The organism is Pontibacter cellulosilyticus (genome assembly GCF_014306105.1).
Taxonomy (GTDB): Bacteria; Bacteroidota; Bacteroidia; order Cytophagales; family Hymenobacteraceae; genus Pontibacter; species Pontibacter cellulosilyticus.
This window is the reverse complement of sequence record NZ_JACRVF010000001.1, coordinates 1,074,320-1,093,287: the sequence shown is the minus strand read 5'-3', so window position 1 is coordinate 1,093,287 and position 18,968 is coordinate 1,074,320. Positions and strand designations below refer to the sequence as shown.

17 protein-coding genes are annotated in these 18,968 nt (G+C 44.9%); 5 read left to right on the top strand and 12 right to left on the bottom strand.

Features of this window, described 5'->3' with window-relative positions:
* Nucleotide 1: 1 nt before the first annotated feature.
* From pseG to pseB, 4 genes are read right to left on the bottom strand one after another with little or no spacing between them, the layout of a single operon-like run.
* Nucleotides 2-1,483, bottom strand: coding sequence for a UDP-2,4-diacetamido-2,4,6-trideoxy-beta-L-altropyranose hydrolase (pseG, locus tag H8S84_RS04770; protein ID WP_187066104.1), 1,482 nt, complete (start codon nucleotides 1,481-1,483; stop codon nucleotides 2-4).
* Nucleotides 1,473-2,174 carry a pseudaminic acid cytidylyltransferase gene (gene pseF / locus H8S84_RS04765; RefSeq protein WP_187066103.1) on the bottom strand — a complete coding sequence of 234 codons (702 nt, stop codon included), beginning with the start codon at nucleotides 2,172-2,174 and terminating at the stop codon, nucleotides 1,473-1,475. The genes pseG and pseF overlap by 11 nt, the downstream gene beginning before the upstream one ends.
* Nucleotides 2,174-3,379, bottom strand: a complete 1,206-nt coding sequence (gene pseC / locus H8S84_RS04760) for a UDP-4-amino-4,6-dideoxy-N-acetyl-beta-L-altrosamine transaminase (RefSeq protein WP_187066102.1) — start codon at nucleotides 3,377-3,379, stop codon at nucleotides 2,174-2,176. The genes pseF and pseC overlap by 1 nt, the downstream gene beginning before the upstream one ends.
* Before the next feature lie 41 nt (nucleotides 3,380-3,420).
* Entirely contained in the window at nucleotides 3,421-4,440 is a 1,020-nt protein-coding gene (gene pseB / locus H8S84_RS04755) for a UDP-N-acetylglucosamine 4,6-dehydratase (inverting) (RefSeq protein WP_187066101.1), read from the bottom strand.
* A gap of 229 nt (nucleotides 4,441-4,669) precedes the next feature.
* Between pseB and H8S84_RS04750 the strand changes: the two genes are divergently transcribed.
* Together H8S84_RS04750 and H8S84_RS20200 are read left to right on the top strand one after the other, a co-directional pair.
* On the top strand, nucleotides 4,670-5,767 hold the full coding sequence (locus H8S84_RS04750) for a glycosyltransferase family 61 protein (RefSeq protein WP_187066100.1): 1,098 nt from the start codon (nucleotides 4,670-4,672) through the stop codon (nucleotides 5,765-5,767).
* Between the two features lie 652 nt (nucleotides 5,768-6,419).
* Complete coding sequence (locus H8S84_RS20200; RefSeq protein WP_187066099.1) at nucleotides 6,420-7,052, top strand: glycosyltransferase family 4 protein; 633 nt, start codon at nucleotides 6,420-6,422, stop codon at nucleotides 7,050-7,052.
* A gap of 35 nt (nucleotides 7,053-7,087) precedes the next feature.
* Here H8S84_RS20200 and H8S84_RS04740 read toward each other — a convergent pair whose 3' ends face one another.
* On the bottom strand, nucleotides 7,088-8,413 hold the full coding sequence (locus H8S84_RS04740; RefSeq protein ID WP_187066098.1) for a glycosyltransferase family 4 protein: 1,326 nt from the start codon (nucleotides 8,411-8,413) through the stop codon (nucleotides 7,088-7,090).
* A 228-nt stretch (nucleotides 8,414-8,641) separates the two neighbouring features.
* Here H8S84_RS04740 and ffh point away from each other — a divergent pair, with 228 nt between their 5' ends.
* The gene (gene ffh / locus H8S84_RS04735; protein WP_187066097.1) at nucleotides 8,642-9,976 is read left to right on the top strand and encodes a signal recognition particle protein; all 1,335 of its coding nucleotides are present in this window, start codon (nucleotides 8,642-8,644) and stop codon (nucleotides 9,974-9,976) included.
* Nucleotides 9,977-10,050: 74 nt separating this feature from the next.
* On the opposite strand, the gene H8S84_RS04730 is transcribed toward ffh, so the two are convergent.
* Complete coding sequence (locus H8S84_RS04730; RefSeq protein ID WP_187066096.1) at nucleotides 10,051-12,372, bottom strand: response regulator; 2,322 nt, start codon at nucleotides 12,370-12,372, stop codon at nucleotides 10,051-10,053.
* Between the two features lie 224 nt (nucleotides 12,373-12,596).
* Nucleotides 12,597-13,070, bottom strand: a complete 474-nt coding sequence (locus H8S84_RS04725; protein WP_187066095.1) for a nucleoside deaminase — start codon at nucleotides 13,068-13,070, stop codon at nucleotides 12,597-12,599.
* A 185-nt stretch (nucleotides 13,071-13,255) separates the two neighbouring features.
* On the opposite strand from H8S84_RS04725, the gene H8S84_RS04720 reads away from it, so the two are divergent.
* A complete protein-coding gene (locus H8S84_RS04720) occupies nucleotides 13,256-13,861 on the top strand; it encodes a hypothetical protein (RefSeq protein WP_187066094.1) in 606 nt (201 codons plus the stop codon).
* Here the strand turns inward: H8S84_RS04720 and H8S84_RS04715 are convergent.
* From H8S84_RS04715 to H8S84_RS04700, 4 genes are all read right to left on the bottom strand, one after another.
* Complete coding sequence (locus H8S84_RS04715; RefSeq protein ID WP_187066093.1) at nucleotides 13,858-14,457, bottom strand: DUF429 domain-containing protein; 600 nt, start codon at nucleotides 14,455-14,457, stop codon at nucleotides 13,858-13,860. The two genes, H8S84_RS04720 and H8S84_RS04715, sit on opposite strands and share 4 nt — an antisense overlap.
* A gap of 3 nt (nucleotides 14,458-14,460) precedes the next feature.
* Nucleotides 14,461-15,375 (bottom strand): polysaccharide deacetylase family protein, encoded by a 915-nt coding sequence (locus H8S84_RS04710; RefSeq protein ID WP_187066092.1) that lies wholly within the window; start codon nucleotides 15,373-15,375, stop codon nucleotides 14,461-14,463.
* Between the two features lie 133 nt (nucleotides 15,376-15,508).
* On the bottom strand, nucleotides 15,509-16,708 hold the full coding sequence (locus H8S84_RS04705; protein WP_187066091.1) for a threonine synthase: 1,200 nt from the start codon (nucleotides 16,706-16,708) through the stop codon (nucleotides 15,509-15,511).
* A 77-nt stretch (nucleotides 16,709-16,785) separates the two neighbouring features.
* Nucleotides 16,786-17,691: a LysR family transcriptional regulator gene (locus H8S84_RS04700; RefSeq protein ID WP_187066090.1), complete on the bottom strand. Its 906-nt coding sequence runs from the start codon at nucleotides 17,689-17,691 to the stop codon at nucleotides 16,786-16,788.
* 222 nt (nucleotides 17,692-17,913) lie between these two features.
* Between H8S84_RS04700 and H8S84_RS04695 the strand changes: the two genes are divergently transcribed.
* Nucleotides 17,914-18,198 (top strand): hypothetical protein, encoded by a 285-nt coding sequence (locus tag H8S84_RS04695; protein ID WP_230407041.1) that lies wholly within the window; start codon nucleotides 17,914-17,916, stop codon nucleotides 18,196-18,198.
* 81 nt (nucleotides 18,199-18,279) lie between these two features.
* Here H8S84_RS04695 and H8S84_RS04690 read toward each other — a convergent pair whose 3' ends face one another.
* Entirely contained in the window at nucleotides 18,280-18,747 is a 468-nt protein-coding gene (locus tag H8S84_RS04690; RefSeq protein ID WP_187066089.1) for a MaoC family dehydratase, read from the bottom strand.
* Nucleotides 18,748-18,968: the final 221 nt, after the last annotated feature.

Below are 18,968 nucleotides of genomic sequence, written 5' to 3'. Positions count from 1 at the left end.
CTTACTTTATACTATCTGTATACAGCTCAAAGCGCTGTGCCTGCGGATATTTTGGGTCTGGGCTGGCGTGGTTAAAGCCGACTTTCATGATGGCTTTAATTGAGGCAACATTTTCTGGTTGTACCAAGCCGTCTATCAGCACAAGTTTGGGATTTTGCTGTAGCAATTTGACGATGCATTTTTGCAACACCACATGGCTCATGCCCTTGCCTCTAAAGTCCGAACCGAGCAAATAGCTTATAGTTGCCCGGGAGTCATTCACCTCAAACCTTACATGCGCTAAGGGTACACCGTTAGCCTCTGCAACATACAGTTTTGCCTGTTTATCTTCCAGTTTAGTTTTTAACCAGCGGGTGTGGCTTTCCAGAAGTATAGGGTTTGTATTGAATGAGTAGCGTCTTACCTCCGGATCATTGGCCCAGTTAAACAGCAGCATCAGGTCATTCTCACTTACGCAGCGTATTGTAATACTGGCAGCCAGAGCCATACGCTGGAACACCTGTTTCAACCGTTCATCCGACCTGCCGTCGAGATACTGTCGCTGTATTTTTACTGCTTGCTGAAAAGAATCGGGCAAATGAGCTTGTAAAGCCTGTTCCAGTTGCTCATACTTTTGTGCTATGTTGTTCTGGGTAAGAAATGTATACAGTCCAGCCTGGTTGTCAGCAGTTTGAAGTATAAACAGCCTTCCACCCACTGAAGCGTATTCATAAGCCACACCACTGGCTGAAGTTACAGCCACAGCACATTTCTGCATCAACTGGCAGAGCTCTTCCGCATTCAGGTTCTGGTGCAGGGAGTAAGCTTTATGCTTTTTTACCCACTCCTGCAGGTCTGGCAGGTGCAGGTAAGCACTACCAACAGTTACCTCAACATTTTTTATACCTGGGATGCGCGCAAGTTCTTTAGCGATCTGTAAAGTATGATTTTGAGGATCGGCACCTCCCAGGTTTAGAAACACACGCACATCGCCTGCAGGTAAAGTCCGCTCTGCTTTGGCTGCTGCTAAGAATGGAGGCCTGAGTAATGCAAAGGCAGGGCCCAGCAGCAGTTTGGTATAAGATGCAGTTTTATACTTGGCAGCATCTACGCCTCCTGCCTGGTTTAGAATGTAGTCGGCTACAAAAGGATAAGTATGAATATCGTCGATGCAATAAAGCTGGCAGCCTCTGCGCTTTATATTTTGCTGATAAGCTGTGTTAAAGTGGTATCCGTCCAGCACTACAATTACGTCTTCGGCAATATAGGCCTGAAGCTCATAAATGAACCGATCCTCCTCGTAATGGCAAACCGGAAGTATAATTACTCCATCGCAGGTCTGCTTTATTTGTTCCTGCAGTTCGGGGCTGGGTGCCTGTATAGCAAAAATGCATTCAAAATCGTGACACAGCATTTCGGCAAGGGCAAGCGAACGCACGACATGGCCTAAGCCAATCTGGCTGTTACCGTCTGCGCGGAATATGATACGGGTTTTATTTTGCATGCTCTTGCTGGTTTAGTAGCTGATACTTTAGTTCGGCCAGTTTCCAGTCGGTGAGATTGTCAATGTCTTGTACTTCCAGCTCATCTAATTCTATTGCACCAGAGTTAGCTGTAAACAGACTTTGCTGCTGCAGAAACCTCTCCACGTTAAACCAATAAAACTGGCCCGCATCATGAAATGCTGCTGGCAAATCTTGTGAGCGGCTATTTACATGCTCCGGCCAATTCATACTTACTTTGCTGTCTTCCATTTTCAGGCTTCTCCAGATCGGGTAGCTATACTTTACAACCGGGAAAACTGTGTCGTGGTTTTGAACTGTGAGCAGTTCGTGTGTTGCCAGTATACTTGCTTTGTTTACCAGCGGCGCAGTGGGGTAAAGGCAACAGCCAAGGTCAAACTTTTTACCTGCTGCTGAATAATTCTCCAGTACCTCCTTAATAACGGCTGCAGTAGTAGCAAAATCATCAGAGGTAGCTGCTGACCTCATGAACGGAACCCTGGCTCCATACTTTGAGGCTATATCGGCTATTTCTGCATCGTCCGTAGATACCATCACCTCGTCAAACAAACCTGAATTTAGCGCAGCTTCTATAGAATAAGCTATAATCGGCTTACCCAGGAAGTCTCTGATATTTTTCCTGGGAATACGCTTGCTTCCCCCACGGGCCGGTATGATGGCGATGGCTTTCACTACCCCAAAAACTCTTTTACTTTCTCAATCACAAACTCCTGCTCCTCCTGCGTCAGGCTGGGGTACATGGGCAGGCTAAGGCAGCCGGCATAGTAGTTTTCGGCTTCTGGGTAGTCACCTTTTTTGTAACCCAGGCTGCGGTAGTAGGGCATGGTGTGGGCCGGGATGTAGTGCACCTGCGCAAAAATATTGTGCTGGTGCAGAAAATCATACAGCCCTCTGCGGTCCTCCACTTTTATTACATATAAATGGTAGGCGTGGCCGGTTTCTCCCTCAGCATCAAATACGTCAGGGCTCGTGCCCAGAACCTTTATGCCGCTGTGGTTATCAAATGCTTTGTCGTATACTTTGGCGATGCCCCTTCTGCGAGCAAGGCCTGCGTCGGCACGCCTCAGCTGAGAAATACCCAATGCACAGAGCATATCCGGAATACGGTAGTTGTAACCGAGTTCCTGCATCTCCATGTACCAGCCGCCATGGTTCTCCTCCATCAGGGCAGGGTCGCGGGTAATGCCGTGGGTGCGCAGCTTGAGCAGCTCCTGGTACAACTTCTCATCGTTTGTGGTCACCATCCCGCCCTCGCCGGTGGCAATGTGCTTTACCGGGTGGAAGGAGAAAATGGCGAGATCAGCGTATCTGCCGTTGCCGCAAAGCTGTTTCTCGCCCTTGCTGTCAATAAAATAGCCACCGGGCGCGTGGCACGCATCCTCTATGATCCAAAGTCCGAACTCATCGGCCAGCTTTCTGAACTCCTCCAAGTTAACCGGGTTTCCTGCAAAGTCAACGGGAATGATGCCGCTGTAGTAGCCCTTAGGCTTGCTCTCTAGTAACTGACGTACCTTATGAATATCCAGCAGGGCAGTGTCAGGGTCGATATCAGAAAATTCTACAGTGCCGCCGCAGTAGCGCACGCAGTTGGCCGAGGCCACAAACGTGATAGGAGTGGTGATGACTCTGGATTCTTTGTTCACGCCCAGGGCCATGGTGCAAAGGTGCAGTGCAGCTGTGCCGTTAGAACAGGCCACAGCATACTTTGCCCCGACATACTCGGCGAATGCCTGCTCAAACTCAGCCACCTTCGGGCCCTGCGTCAGAAAATCCGACTGCAGCGTCTCCACCACCGCGGCAATGTCGTCATCGGTGATGTGCTGACGACCGTAAGGTATAGGCTTATTATTAGTTCTGAGTTCTGAGTTCTGAGTCACGAGTTAAAGTCTTATGTCTTGATACCTGTGTCTTGTGTCTTTTACGCAGTAAAGTTAGGGTCTATGTGCTGACGTATCTGCTCCCGTAGTTGCTCAACGGTCAACCATTCAGTGTTGGTGCCGGAGTTATACTTAAAGCCCAGTTCCGTCATCTTACCGTTATGGGCTTTCAGGAATTCTTCTGTACTCCAGATAGGGGTAGACGGAAGTATAACGTAGTACTTGTCCAGTTCCACTGTATTTAACGAATCAGTTTCGGTAATCATCTCTTCGTGCAGTTTCTCACCAGGGCGAATTCCCACTATTTCCTGCTCACACTTCGGACCAATTGCCTCTGCTACATCTGTGATGCGATAAGATGGAATCTTAGGAACGAAAATCTCTCCTCCCCAGTGTTTCTCCAGTGCATGAAATACCAACTCAACGCCCTCCTCCAGGGAGATGTTAAAGCGAGTCATGTCTGGGTGCGTGATGGGTAGTACGCCCTCAGAACGTTTGTTCAAGAAGAAAGGCACAACAGACCCCCTGGAGCCAATCACGTTGCCGTAGCGCACCACAGAAAAGCGAATATCGCGTTTGCCGCGCATGTTGTTGGCGGCTACGAACAGCTTATCAGAGCATAATTTAGTGGCACCATATAAGTTTATCGGGGCTGCAGCCTTGTCAGTAGATAGTGCCACCACATCTTTAACACCTGAGTCAAGAGCGGCGTTTATAATGTTTTCAGCACCAAGCACATTTGTTTTGATGCACTCCATCGGGTTGTATTCGGCAGCTGGCACTTGTTTCATGGCGGCGGCGTGTACAATAATGTCAATACCCTCGCAGGCACGTTTGAAGCGCTCTCCATCGCGTACATCGCCAATAAAATAGCGGATCGATTTATACTTGCTGTGCGGGAAAGTCTGAGACATCTCAAACTGTTTCAGTTCATCGCGCGAGTAAATAACCAGCCGCTTCACGTCAGGGAAACGGGCATATACCATCTCCACAAATTTCTTCCCAAACGAGCCGGTGCCGCCTGTTACTAGTATAGCCTTGTTGTTAAGGTCTAATGCCATTCTCTAAATTTATGCTTTATACCATAGGTGTGCATTCGTCACCCATTTTGCTGCAAGTTAAATATTATGTAGATGAATTGCTGATTGTTTACCTTTAATTGTTAAAGAAGGATTTCAGGATTCAAATGAATTAAATACTTATTCATTCACTCATCTACTGTATCCAAATTGGGAGCATTCTCAACTTTTAACTATAATTCGTACCTTTCTGGCTGTACTTTCAATTGAGATGCTAAAGAAACTGTTGTTTAAATTGCTGCATGGTGCCGGTTATTATTTTCGATATACATCGGTGCTGCACCACCCTAGCAAGCAGGTAATGGCTCCCAGCACTGTTCTGCAGTTTAACGAAGCAGAGCGGACGTTTCTGGAGAGGTCGGCAGAGAGCTTTAACTATAGTATAGACTACAGCTTGGGCTATCGCAACAAAGCGCAGTTCCTAGTGCACTTGCGCCAAGTGGAAATATTGGGTAACTCTGGTGCTGTGGTACAGGATGGTAAGATCTTGGTAGAGTCGGTGTTTGAGGTGAATCGCCTTGCCAAATCACCAGCCTTTAAAACTCCTGCCTTGCTGCTATCAAAGTATAAAAAAGGCCTCTATACCTCTGTGCTGCACCTGCCCTGGGCCGAAAACAATAATTACCACTGGTTTTTTGATTGCCTGCCCCGGCTATACTTTCTCCTTAACACGGTGCAGGAGTCAATTAATATTATCATGCGTGCAGATTTACCTCCTTATCAATTGCAAACGCTGCAATTTATACTTGACGGTTATCCTCAGGCTGAAGTTATTTTTATTGGCCGGCATGAGAAATGGCAGCTTGATGAGTTTATACTTCCTTCTTTTGTCTCTAATCCACAGAGTGGTTATCTGCCACAGTCTGTTAGGCTATGGTTGCAACAGAAGATATGGCAGGGTTACAACATTCAAACCAGAAGACCTAAAAAACGCATTTACATAAGCAGGGCTAAAGCCAAGACTAGACATGTGCTAAATGAGCAGGACCTGTTGCCTCTGCTTACTAGATACGGTTTCGAAGTAATGCGCCCAGAAGAGCTTTCTTACCAGCAGCAGGTACAGCTGTTTTTTGATGCCGAAGCCGTTATAGCCCCACATGGAGCAGGTTTAACAAATTTGCTATTCTCGGAGCGCTGCAAAGTGCTGGAATTTCATCCGGCTAATCTTATTAAAACCCATTATTTTCTGCTGTGCAAAGGCCTAGGATTTAAGTACAACGCTTTGGTGGGAAGTATAGGAGATAGGCTGGAAAATTATACTGTAGATGCGCAGGAAGTAGAGGCGTGGCTAAAAGATTTAACGGCTTAATTTTAAAAGAAGGAGGCTATTTGTTTTTAGGTTTAGTGATATCCCATTAGGTTAATATTCAAAGAAAATTTAAACATTGATAATTATTAGCAGGAATTAAATTATTCCTAACTTACACCCATAATACAGATGTTGTGCTGCCTCTTGCTTTGTTGGAGTTGATCTTTGTGCGTAAGTGAAACATATTCATATAATTACCTTTGATATTCCATATCCTGCCAACTATGGGGGTGTCATAGATGTATTTTACAGGATTAAGGCCCTGTACGAAATTGGGGCTAAAGTCCATTTGCATTGTTATGAGTATGGCAGAGACCATTCTCCGGAACTTGAAAAATATTGCGAAGAAGTTAATTATTACAAGCGCGATACCCACCCAAGTTTAGTTTTAAAGCACAAACCTTACATTGTTAACACCCGGGCAGACAAAGCCTTGCTGGAAAATTTACAGAAGGACAATTATCCAATCTTATTTGAGGGTTTACACTCCACGCATCTTTTAAAACACGAGAGCCTGAGGAGCAGGTATAAGATTGTTCGGGCTCACAATATCGAACATATATACTATTGGCATTTATTCAAGGCTGAACAAAAGCTTATTAGAAAAACATTCTTTGCTACAGAAGCGCTAAAGTTAAAGTATCATGAGAGTGTGCTTAAATATGCTGATGTTGTACTGTCTATCTCTGCTAATGATAGAGCACATTTTCAGAAGTATGGAAGGAGTGTGTATGTACCTGCTTTCAGCCCTGATATAAAATTTCCAGTTAACCAGACGGAGGTGGGGTATGGCATACTTTACCACGGAAATCTGTCTGTTAGTGAAAATATCAAAGCGGTTTTATACTTGCTAGACAATGTATTTAGCAAAATTGACCTGCCGGTAACGATTGCCGGAAAGAAGCCAGCAGATAAGATTTTAAAAAAAGCTGCTAAGTTGCCAAATGTTAAAGTGGTAGCTAATCCATCTGAACCTGAAATGCTGGAACTGGTTTCGAAAGCGCAGATCAACATACTGATTACTTTCCAGTCCACAGGCATCAAGCTAAAGCTCTTAACTGCACTACAGTACGGGAAGCACTGTATTGTTAACAACGAAATGATTGAAAAAACTGGTTTGAGCAATACATGCTGCATTGCAAATACACCAAACGAGATTATAACAGCTATTTACAAGTTGCACAGTCTTCCGTTTGGTGCAGCAGAATGTAAGGAGAGGCAACGCGTATTGTCTAATCTGTACTCTAACACAAAGAGCGCGAAAACCATACTTGAATTGTTGTAAACTCCGCGTTACATCTTTTCTTATACTTTTTGTAGTTAATTCTTCACCAGACTTTTAATCACTTTTGCCAGCTCCTCTGTAAGTGCCTTTCTTGAGAAGCGACTGTGGTTAATGAAAGGTAGATCCAAGTTCGGGTTAATCTTCCAGGCTTTGCTCATTTGTGTCATGTGGTCCAGCATTAGCTCGTAGGCTGTATAGTGGAAAAGCCTGCCTGCGCCACACTCGTCAATGATATGGTCCATGGCCGAATGCACTGGGCCTAATGCTACAATAGGTTTGTTAGATGCCAGGTACTCAAATAGTTTGCCAGGTATGTTAGCTTGGTCAGCATCTGCTTCTGCAATAGAAAGGAGCAAGAGCGTGCTTTCCATTAAGTATTTGATAGCCTCTTGGTGAGGCACGTAAGGTACAAACTCTGTAATACCCAACACGCCGGCCTTCTCTATCTGTTTTTTCACACCATCCGACACCTTGCCCACAAAGCGCAGCTTATAGTTTATCTCGCTGTGTGTAGAAAGCAGGTTTGCGATCACTTTCAGAAAAACATCAATATTGTAGCTCTCTGTAATGGTGCCGGTATAAGTAATCAGAAAAGTATCTTTAGGCGGTTTAGATAAAAAAATAAAGTCAGCTTCATCATAACCGTTCGGTATCACGTGTATCTTGTCAGGGTTTATACTTGCGGGCTTGTTCAGGAATAGGCGCTTGGTGTCTTCACTGGTTACAAGTATGGCATCAGCCTGCTCCATTACCTGCCGTTCATACTTTTGATCCAGGCGTTTTGCAAGGGCAGTATGATACAACTGGTCGTAATAATGAATGTTGGTCCAAGGGTCGCGGAGGTCAGCAATCCAAGGGAGGTTATACTTTTGTTTTAGCTTTAAGCCGATAAGCTGAGAAGAGTGGGGCGGGCTGGTTGTAAGTATAAGTTTATACTTGCCGCCTGCTAATAGCTCATCAGCTTTGGCAACAGCATGTTTGTTCCAACCTACACGTGCATCAGGTATAAACAGATTGCCTCTCACAAACTTAAACACCTTATCCATAAAGGTGTCTTTAGAGCTTTGGTTGGCAAAGCCGCTGTACGGTATCTCTTTTTTACCCGAAAGCTTTTTATAGTACTCAAACGGCTCTGAAGTGGCAGTGCGGTATACTTCTAATCCTTCCGGTATCTCATTCTCAAAGGTTTTATCCAGCAGGGGATAGGAGGCCTGCTTCTCGTCTACGGTAAGAACGGAGGGCTGCACACCAAACTCTGGCAGGTACTTGCAAAATTTTAACCCGCGCTGAACTCCTGGGCCACCGGATGGCGGCCAATAGTATGAAATATAAAGTAAGTTGGTCAAGTCTGTTTGTTTCAAAGCAAATGAAGCTTTTCTTTTGTCCCAAATATAGAAATATTCTTACGGTATGCAGCGATTGCTGTTTAATTGGCTAATCGGAATGATATCAAAAGTTAACACATGTATCTGTATGCCCTTGGGAATTATACTTTTGCCGCTACCGTTACTCCAATAGCAAAAACCACGAATCCTATTCGTAAATCATCAGTATAATCCTTATTTTTGTAGGTAAATCCAGAAAAAGAGATGTTTGATAATTTAAGTAACAAACTCGACCGTGCGTTTAAAACGCTTAAAGGTCAGGGAAGTATAACCGAAATCAACGTTGCAGCCACTATAAAAGAGGTGCGCCGTGCCCTGGTAGACGCCGACGTTAACTATAAAGTAGCTAAAACTGTAACCGACAAGATCAAGGACGAGGCCATGGGCCGCGACGTGTTGATCGCAGTTTCGCCGGGGCAGTTGATGATTAAGATCGTACACGAGGAGCTTACTGCTCTTATGGGTGGCGAGAAGCAGGACATCAACCTTAAAGGTGATCCGGCTATTATCCTGATTGCAGGTTTGCAGGGTTCTGGTAAAACTACATTTACTGGCAAGCTAGCCAACCACATTAAAAAGCAAGGACGCCAGGTGTTGGTAGCTGCCTGCGACGTGTATCGTCCGGCTGCCATTAACCAGCTACAGGTGCTGGCCGAGCAAGTTGGGGTAGAGGCATACACTGAGTTGGAAAACAAAAATCCTGTTCAGATTGCCCTTAACGCTATCGAACACGCTAAAAAGACAAACAAAAAAGTAGTTATCATCGACACTGCCGGTCGTTTGGCCGTGGACGAGGCGATGATGAAAGAGATAGCCGAGATCAAAGCTGCCGTTAAGCCAACCGAAACACTGTTCGTGGTTGACTCCATGACAGGTCAGGATGCGGTGAATACTGCCAAAACTTTTAACGACCGCATTAACTTTGATGGTGTTGTACTTACTAAATTAGACGGTGACTCTCGTGGTGGTGCGGCCCTTTCTATCCGTGCTGTGGTGGAGAAACCGATCAAGTTTATCTCAACTGGTGAGAAAATGGAGGCGCTGGATCTGTTCTACCCGGATCGTATGGCGCAGCGTATTCTCGGCATGGGTGACGTTATCTCCCTTGTGGAGCGTGCCCAGCAGGCCTTCGATGAGGAAGAGGCGAAGCGTATCAACAAGAAGATTCGCAAGAACCAGTTCAACTTCGACGACTTCCTGACGCAGTTGGAGCAGATTAAGAAAATGGGTGATATTAAAGACCTAGTAGGTATGATACCTGGTGTTGGCAAAGCCCTTAAAGATGTTGAGATTGATGAAAATGCCTTCAAACCTATTGAGGCCATCATTAAATCTATGACACCGGAAGAGCGTGAGAACCCGGATATGATCAGCGGTAGCCGCCGTGCCCGCATTGCAAAAGGCAGCGGTACAGATGTGCAGCAGGTAAACAACCTGATGAAGCAGTTCAACGACATGCGTAAGATGATGCGTTCGATGAACAAAATGGCTGGCAAGCGCGGTGGCTTGGGTAACCTGGCCAACATGATGAAGCGATAAGCTGAATTTCCAGATAAAACAGCAGCGGCCATACTTCTAAAAGTATGGCCGCTGCTGTTTTATTATACTTTGTTTTATTCTTCCTGGGCTTTAGAGCACTCTTGCTGCAGGAGTTCTACTAACTCATTACATTCCGTTACAGCTTGTGCAGCACTTTGTTTTAGCAGCGGAATGTTCTTCTCTTGCAGGGCACTGGCCATTTTTTCGAAGGTAAATTGTAGAGGCTTCGCCGACAAAACAGATATACTGTCATAAAGCTCGGAAAGTGACGTTCGAGCCTCCTCTAACTGCTCTGCCTCTATCAGTTGGTAAAGGCTGTTTACCGCTGCTGGGGTGCTTTCGATGTACATGTTTAGCACCTCTAGCAAAAATGAGGTGTTATCTCCGGCCATGCCCTTCAGCGCTTTTATGTTTACAGATACTCCTTTAAACTTACCGTCCTGACTAATTAGCTTAACAATCAATTTAAAAAGCTCATTCTGGTCAAAAGGCTTGGCTAAGTGAGTATTTGCCCCAGATAAAAGGCATTTCTGTATCTCATCCTGAGAAGTGTGGGCAGTAAGCGCTATAATTGGCACATTTGCATTCACTGATTCAGAACTGCGTATTTTTTCTGCTGCCTCGAAACCGTCTATTACTGGCATTTGCATATCCATTAGCACCAGGTCGTACGGCTTCTCAAAAAGTCTCTCAATCGCTTCCAGCCCATTCGTCACCACATCAGCCTCTACACCCCATTGAGCAAGTATAGTGCGCAGTAATAGTTGGTTTATTTCGTTGTCTTCTGCCAAAAGCACCTGCAAACCACTAAACCTGTTCAAAAAAGTATCTTGATCCGATATAGACGAAGCTACGGTATGGTTTTGGGACAAACTTGACTTTCTGAATGGAATACTAAATGTGAAAGCACTGCCTATATTAGGTTGACTACGAACATATATAGTCCCCCCCTGCATCTCAATGATATTTTTGGAGATCGTAAGCCCAAGGCCCGTACCGCCATATTTGCGTGTGGTATCATTGCTGCCCTGGTTAAAGCTTTCGAAAACTGCCTCTAGTTTTTCGGATGGTATACCAATGCCCGTATCCTCTACAGTAAATTCTAATATCACTTGATCTGCTGCATCTTCACAGAGCTGGATCTGAAGTGTAATCTCTCCGTTATCGGTAAATTTGGTGGCATTGCTCACTAAGTTCAGAATTACCTGTCGCAGGCGCAACGGGTCACCAACCAAATGTTTAGGTACATTGTTTCCGATAGCAGTTGTAAGCAAATTATTCTTTTCTCTGGCTTTGTTGTCCATCAGGTCTACAATATCCTGCACCAGTTCCGGCAGGTCAAACGCTACCTCTTCGAATGTAAACTGGTTTGCAGCTATTTTAGAGAAGTCCAGCAAGTCATCAATGATTTTCATTAGGTTATCTGCAGACTTACGGATGGCGCTGAGGTATTTTTGCTGTTCAGAGTCTAGCTGTGTTTTGCGCAGCACGTTTGCCAACCCGATTATCCCATTCATAGGCGTTCTAATCTCGTGGCTGATGTTTGCAAGAAACTGTTCCTTTACCCTGACCGAGTTTTCGGCAACTTCTTTAGCCTCTGTTAATTCGCGCTCATGCTTTATTCTTTCTGTAATATCGATGGCAAAACCAGATACACCAGTAACTCTGCCCGCACTATCATACACAGGGGTATAATGTGCTTTAAAGAAATGGTTCTTTATTTCATCAACAGACTGTACTACCTCTCCGCACAGTGTCCTCTCGAATCGATCAATAATTCTGGGGTAGTTATTAAGTGCCTCAAAAACACTTTGCCCAATTATTGCCACAGGATTTATTCCTATGATATCGAAACCCTTGCCATGGGCTTCTTTAAAAATTCCTGCCGCATCGGTACTCCAGAAAGCTGCCGGTGTATTATAGACAAGTGACTCAAGATACGCCTGACTTGTAGCTAACTTTTCTTGGGTGTGCTCCAATTGCAAGGTTGCTTTTTTAAGCCTAATCGCATTCCGGATACTATGGTGCAGGCTTTCCGATGTTAGCTCGCTTACAAGTATAAAGTCTGTTGCTCCCTTCTCGAGTGCCTGCTCTGCATAGATCGCATTGTCATCTGTGGTTACAATCAATAATGGCACAGATACGCTTAACTTACTGATACGCTCAATCTCTTCCAGTTCATCTTTACTGATTCTAGAGTATTGCGTCATAACACAATCGTAACCATGTTGCTTAAGAGCTAAACCAACCTCTTCAAGAGCGTAAGAAGTATGAATTTTGAGTTTCTCGTTTGATAAGCTCAATAGTGGGGACATGATTCCCTGCCCATCGTTTTCGATGAGTAGCAGCTGATAAGCTCTAGCGGCTGTATCGGGAATATAGGTGATGTTGGGCAAAGCTTAGACGTGATTTAATTCATTGATTAATAAAGATGCGAAGCCCGTTTTCTTGGTATTTAGCGCAGATAAATGCAGCACAAAATCTGAAATTTTTCTTAGAAAAACTAACGTAGACTTCGGCTGGCGCACAAAACTTAGTAAAGAGACAGCTATAAGCAGAAGCGAAATACTTATCGGAGAAATGTTTAACCTTCTTGGGTTATAGTAAATGCTTGAAGCAGCTAGTATTTTTGCTTATCCTCTTTCTGCTGCCACTCTTTAAAAGCTTGTGAGGCTTCTTGGGGCAGCATTTGGTGCATGGGTATTTGGCGGTTTTCTATTGGTATATTTAGCTCTTCGTAAATAAAATCATCATCAAAGCCTACTGCAGCGGCATCCTGGCGGGTATTACCATAGTATACTTTTTTCAGTCTTGCCCAGTATATAGCGCCCAGACACATGGGGCACGGTTCACAACTAGTATATAGCTCGCAGTCAGTTAGTTGGTAAACGCCTAACGCCTGGCAGGCTTTACGTATGGCATCTACTTCAGCGTGTGCCGTTGGGTCGTTGGAAGAAAGTACGTTGTTATACCCTCTGGCAATAATCTCATTGTTGCAAACCACTACTGCACCAAACGGGCCACCGAAGCCGGCTTTCATTTTTTCTTCAGACAGGCGGATTGCCTCCCGCATAAATCCTTCTTTCTCTTTCATAAGTAGTGGCTGCTAATGATTTGTTCTTTGGGCTTATACTTCAAATATCAAGTAGTTGTTAGCCTTTATTGGCTTAGCAAATGGAATAAAGCTTAAGAAAGGCAGCACTATAATTGAAGTAGGTCAATATCTTATATGAATGCTGTGCGTAAGAGAAGTTAGTTAAACCAAAAGCTAATAAAACTATGAGAAGAATATCAATATGGTTAGGAATGTTGCTTTTTGTTGTACTGGCCAATGCCTGTTCCAGCGCAAAAGAGGCGGAAATGGAAACTGAAGATGCCCTGTCAGATTTCAGATCGTGGGTGAGTAATACAACTTCTAACCTGGCAGATAAGACCGAAGAAGACTGGCAACGCGCCAAAGCAGATTTTAGAACACGAACAAATGAGTTGGACCAGATGGAGGATAACTTTAGCTCCGAGGTAAAAGAAGAGTACAAGCAGCTAAAACAGCAGTTTAACGATGCGGATTCTCGCTACATGGATACCCGCCAGCAGGCCCAGATGGTTGAATGGCAAAGCTCGCTTTTAGGCAGTTACGCTGATCTGAGCACAATTAATAATACCAATGTACGTGAGGCTTACATCACTTTTATGGAAAATGTACGCCAAAACAAAGGAACCTGGGCTGATGAAGACTGGGAAATGGCCAAAATGGTGCTGGAGACGCTGAACAAGCGCAAAGCTGAGTTATCTGATATACCTACAGATACAGAAGTTAAAATTAAGGCACTGCAGATGGAGTTTACTACTCTTGAGACAGCAGCTGATGCCAATGACAATAACTAAACTATAATCCGGCCTTCTTTAGCATCTCCGTAAAGTATAGATTGGCCCTGGCTGTGGCGGTAGCCGCTGTACCAAGCTAACAAACTATCGAACTGGTGCCAGTTAGCAGGAGGTTGATATAAAGAAATCGGTAAAAGGCCTTGCAGTGCTTCTGTGAACAACGGAAGAGCTGTGAGGCTTTTTTTATACTCTGCCAGTTGTTTAAATAGGATTTTGGCTAATTGGCTAGGGTACGTTTCCAGAGCGGAAATGCCAACTTCACTTAGCCTTGCCCGTAACTGCAGGGCGCGCGCAGTTAACCCACCGATAAACATCGGCGACATGGCTTGTACTTCTCTATCGCAGGCCCTGTAAAAGTACTCGCTATCAGAAGTATAAATGCCTTGTGAGTATACTTTGGGCAAAGTGAGCGGAGCATCAATAAACACAACTTTTGGCTGAATAGAATTTACCAGTTGACACAGCCAATCATCAGCATTTTGCCCGCGCTGGCTTTGGCTTATTTTCAGTCGTTCCTCCGATACAAAAGCCACCGCTGTGGTGCCAGCCAGTTTAGAGCCGTAATCTACTCCCACAAATTGCGTTAGCTGAGTCATTTCTTAGTCAAAGCTGCCTTCAAGGTTTTTGTAAAGTCTGGTTGGGCTCCAATAGCCACTCGCAATTATACGCCTGATCGTAAATAAAGGGTCTTGCTCATCGCGTTTGGCAGCCAGCTGAAAAGCAGCAGTTATGCCGTGTTTCTTAAGCTCAGGTATAGCTTCCTTGTTCCATAGGCCGAAGGGGTAAGCAAAGTATGTAACAGGTTGCCCGGTAATTTCTTCCAGCACTCTTTTTGGCTTGGCAACCTGTGTTTCCCAATCGCTGCCCTGGTACTTCTTTACATTATGGTGGTCCCAGGTGTGGCTGCCGATAGCATGACCCTTATCTGACAAATCTTTCACCTGCTCCCTTGTCATATAGCGAGGCCTGTTCAGGGAGACTGTCATGACGAAAAACACAGCTTTGAAATTATGCTTCTCCAGCTCCGGAAGCGCGTTTGTATACTGGTCCAGGTTTGTGTCGTCGAAAGTAAGCATGATGGGCTTCTCGGGTAACGGTGCACCTGTTGTTAGATAAGCTAAAAGCTGGTCTGGTAAAATAGTGTGGTAACCGCTGTCAGCCAGCATTTGCATTTGCTCCCGGAACTGCGCTGTCTGCACAATGTAATCCTTTGCTTGCTTGGAATCTGAGTCGCGCCAGTCGCGGATCTGGTGATAGCAAAGTATAGGTACCTGTGGTCTGGCAAGTATAGTGGCGGCATCTGCATTCAGGTTTATACTTGGTACAGAAGCAACAGCATCAGGCGCCTGTTCAGCAGAAGCCAGAATTATGCTTTGTGCAGTATCCGGCAAGGTAGTAGGAGTGGCCGCCTGAACTGCTTTTACCTCATCGGGTTTTGTATTGTCACAGGATGAAAGCAGTCCGGATGATAAGGAAAGCAAGCCAAAGAATATAATAATGTAAAGGGTACGCATATGCAGCTAAGTATGAGCATCAATATACTCATTTATACTTAGCTGCTGTAATGCCGGATAGTGATTTTAGGCAAAATAATTTAGCGAAGCCTACTTTGGTCAAGCTAAGTCAAAATCTTAACAACTTGTAATTCTACAGGTTATACTTCCCCTCCACGTTGTCCATATACTTTTGGCCTGATCCTGTATTTAGAAGCATTATTTTTTCATCACGGTCAATCTTTCCTGCTTCTACCAATTTGCGGGCGGCCATCCATACTGCGGCGCCTTCCGGAGCCACGAATAAACCTTCTTTTTTGCCGAGTTCCTGCAGTCCCTCCAGCATCTCCTGTTCGGTTATACTCAGGGCTGTACCTCCGGATTCGTGCAGTACACGCAGCATCATGTGCTCACCTAATGGGCGTGGTACAGCTAAGCCATTGGCTATAGTAGGTTTCCCAATGTAGTTTTTGCAGTTCTCCTGGTGGCCAAAGTATGTTTCTACCAGCGGCTGGCAGTTTGCGGCCTGCACGGCAATCATACGGGGCAGTTTTATACTTTTAGGCAGCCAGCCTAACTGCTGCATTTCCTTAAAAGCTTTCCAGATGCCTATTAAACCAGTGCCACCACCAGCAGGGTAAAGTATAACATCAGGCAAACTCCAGTTTAGTTGCTCGGCTATTTCGTAGCCCATGGTTTTTTTGCCCTCCAGGCGGTAAGGCTCTTTCAGGGTAGATACATCGAGTAAGCTTCCATCGGCGTTCAGTTCTTTTGCACGGGCAGCGCAATCGTTTATCAGGCCATCCACCAGTTGCACATCGGCACCATACCAGTAACATTCTTCTTTAAAAGCCTTTGGCGTATGGCGCGGCATCACTACTACAGCTTTCATGCCGGCCTTCGCACAGTAGGCAGCCATGGCTACCCCGGCGTTACCGGCAGTAGGGATAATGCATCCTTCTGTCTCAAACTCTTTTGCTTTAGAAATAGCCATACTTAACCCGCGCGCTTTAAATGATCCGGTTGGGTTCTGCCCCTCGTCTTTTAGCTGCAGGTTGCTTAGGCTATACTTCCGTGCCAGGTTGTTAAGCGTAAGTATAGGGGTAAAGCCTTCGCCCAGGCTCACAATGTTTTCGTCGGAGAATACGGGTAACATTTCGCGGTAACGCCACATGGTGGCAGGGCGCGCGCTAAGTATACTTTTAGAAAGTGGCTCGGCAATTTCGTACTGCGACTCGAGTGGTAGCTGGCAGCATGTTGAGAGTAGCTGTGGCTGAAAAGCAGAATGGTTGTTGCCACATGCCGAACAGGTAAGGTGGGCAATGTGGCTGAGGGTTTGAATAGTGGATTCCATAACAAATATTAGTACCTACTTATATACGGCAAATAGGGCTAATGCTATGAGGAAATCAAATGCAGATTAGGAATGGGCTATTCCATTTTGGAATACTCTCGTTTGATGAATCGGATGAAATTTTTGTGCAGTATATCGCTTTCAGTGCCTTTGCGCTGTATAAAATGGAAAGCTCTTTTTATGTGCAGGCCGCCTACAGGCACTTCAACCAGTTCTCCGGTTTCCAGTTCTTTGCGTACAGCCGGCCTTGGCAAAAACGAAAGGCAGGTGTCGGCTCGCACAAAGTTTTTCAAGGCTTCGGTTCCTCCCAGTCTTATTTTTACAGGCAGATCAATCAGCTTAATTCCTTTCTTTTTCAGCGCATCCTCCAGCGATTCCAGCGTGCCGGAGCCATGTTCACGCAAGGCAAGTGGCAAAGCATAAAGGTCGTTTAACTGCAGCGTTTGACCAGCTAAAGGGCTTTGAGAAGAGCATACAGCTATTACTTCGTCTGTAATAAAAGGAGTGTAGCTCACATTGCTCATCTTCGTCAAACCCTCTATAATACCTAAGTCAATTTCATGATCCAACAGAGCCTTGAGGATATTCTCACTGTTACGATTTTTAAGCGTTATCTGTACGTTTTCGTGCTGTTGCAAATACATTGAGAGCAGGGGAGGAAGCACATACAAGGAGATCGTGGTGCTGGAGCCGATCACCATCCGTACTTGTGGCGAAAAGTCGGTGCTGACACGCTTAAAATCTTCGTAGAGCTGGTGCTGCAGTTGCCTGGCAGCAAGTATTTTCTGGTATAGCAGGTTGCCGGCAGGTGTCAGGCTGACGGTATTGCCATGGCGCTCAAACAAGCCTACTTTGTAGTGTTCTTCCAGGGCCTTAACATGCTTGCTGATGGCCGATTGGCTGATGTAAAGGCTCTGGCTGGCTTTTGTAAAGCTCAGTTCACGGGCAACCTCAAAGAAAATTTCGTGGCGGTGTGATAGCATGGGGCAAAGTTCAGCGCTCGGTTATGCGATGTATCGTACTCTACTAATTTACTAACTGTTTCTGGTTATAAGCTATACTTTGTCTTTTTTAACTTGAAATGGCTTTAAAAGGAAAGGGTTTATGCTTTGTGCTTGTAGAGAACTGCTCTGTTAGAAAGTGCTGTTGAAAAACCTCCGGCAGCTAAGGGCGTACTTTAAGAGTACCTGCTTGTTTGCAGGAATATGATTTCGAACTTAAAGTATAAAGCAATGGCTGATAACAAGAATAACGAGCAAAAAGGAAACAAACCAGAAAGCAATGCAAACGCTACCCATGTACCTAAAAACGCATCAAATACAGCAAACTATAAAGGCGCAGTGGATTTAGGCACAGAAGGCACAAAAGCAACAGCTAGCCAGCAGCAGGGGCAGGGATCCTGGAACGCTAAAGACAAGAATAACCGTACTGGCTCTGAAAGTGGAGGAGAGAAAACCGGACAAGGTGGCAAAAGCCAAACTGGTAAATAATAGAATAAATTATTAACACCAAACAGCAGCGGCTCTTCATTAGGTTGAAGAGCCGCTGCTGTTTGGTTATTCCAAAGTTAATTAATCGTTAAAGTGATACAGGAAAGTTACTACGCCATTAAAGGCAGGCTTTTTATTATCTTTAATCTCCATCACAACTTCTATTTGGGCCTTGGCTATACCTCTAAGGTTTTTAAGCGAGAGTAATTTTGCCCTTAAACGGATAGCTCCGTCTACTAAAACAGGCTGGTTAAAACGAAGTTCTTCCATGCCATAGTTTACCTGCATCTTAAGGTTCTTGATTTCAATAATCTGCGACCAGAGGTAAGGCAGAAGCGAAACCGTTAGGTAACCGTGCGCAATGGTGTTACCAAAAGGAGACTCTGTTTTTGCGCGCTCCTGGTCCAGGTGAATCCACTGGTGGTCCAGAGTGGCATCGGCAAATTTCTGTATCTGGACCTGAGTAATGGTATGGTAATCCGAAACGCCAAGTTCTTCCCCTTCATACTTCGCAAAATCATCGAAGCTTGTGATGGTTAATTTGCTCATGTTATAGTTCGTTTGTTGTTTGTTAGGAGTGTTGGTGGTAATATACTTCTTACAAAGTATATGGGTTAAGCTATCTGTAAAGATAACGGCTTTTTGTTATCAAGGAAGAGAAATCAGGAAAAGTGTTGTCGCATGGCCACCAATAGGTGTAGCAGCCAGAACAGTTACATCAAGAATACTCCAGATATAATTAATGAATAAGTAGTGGTAAAAGCGTAATT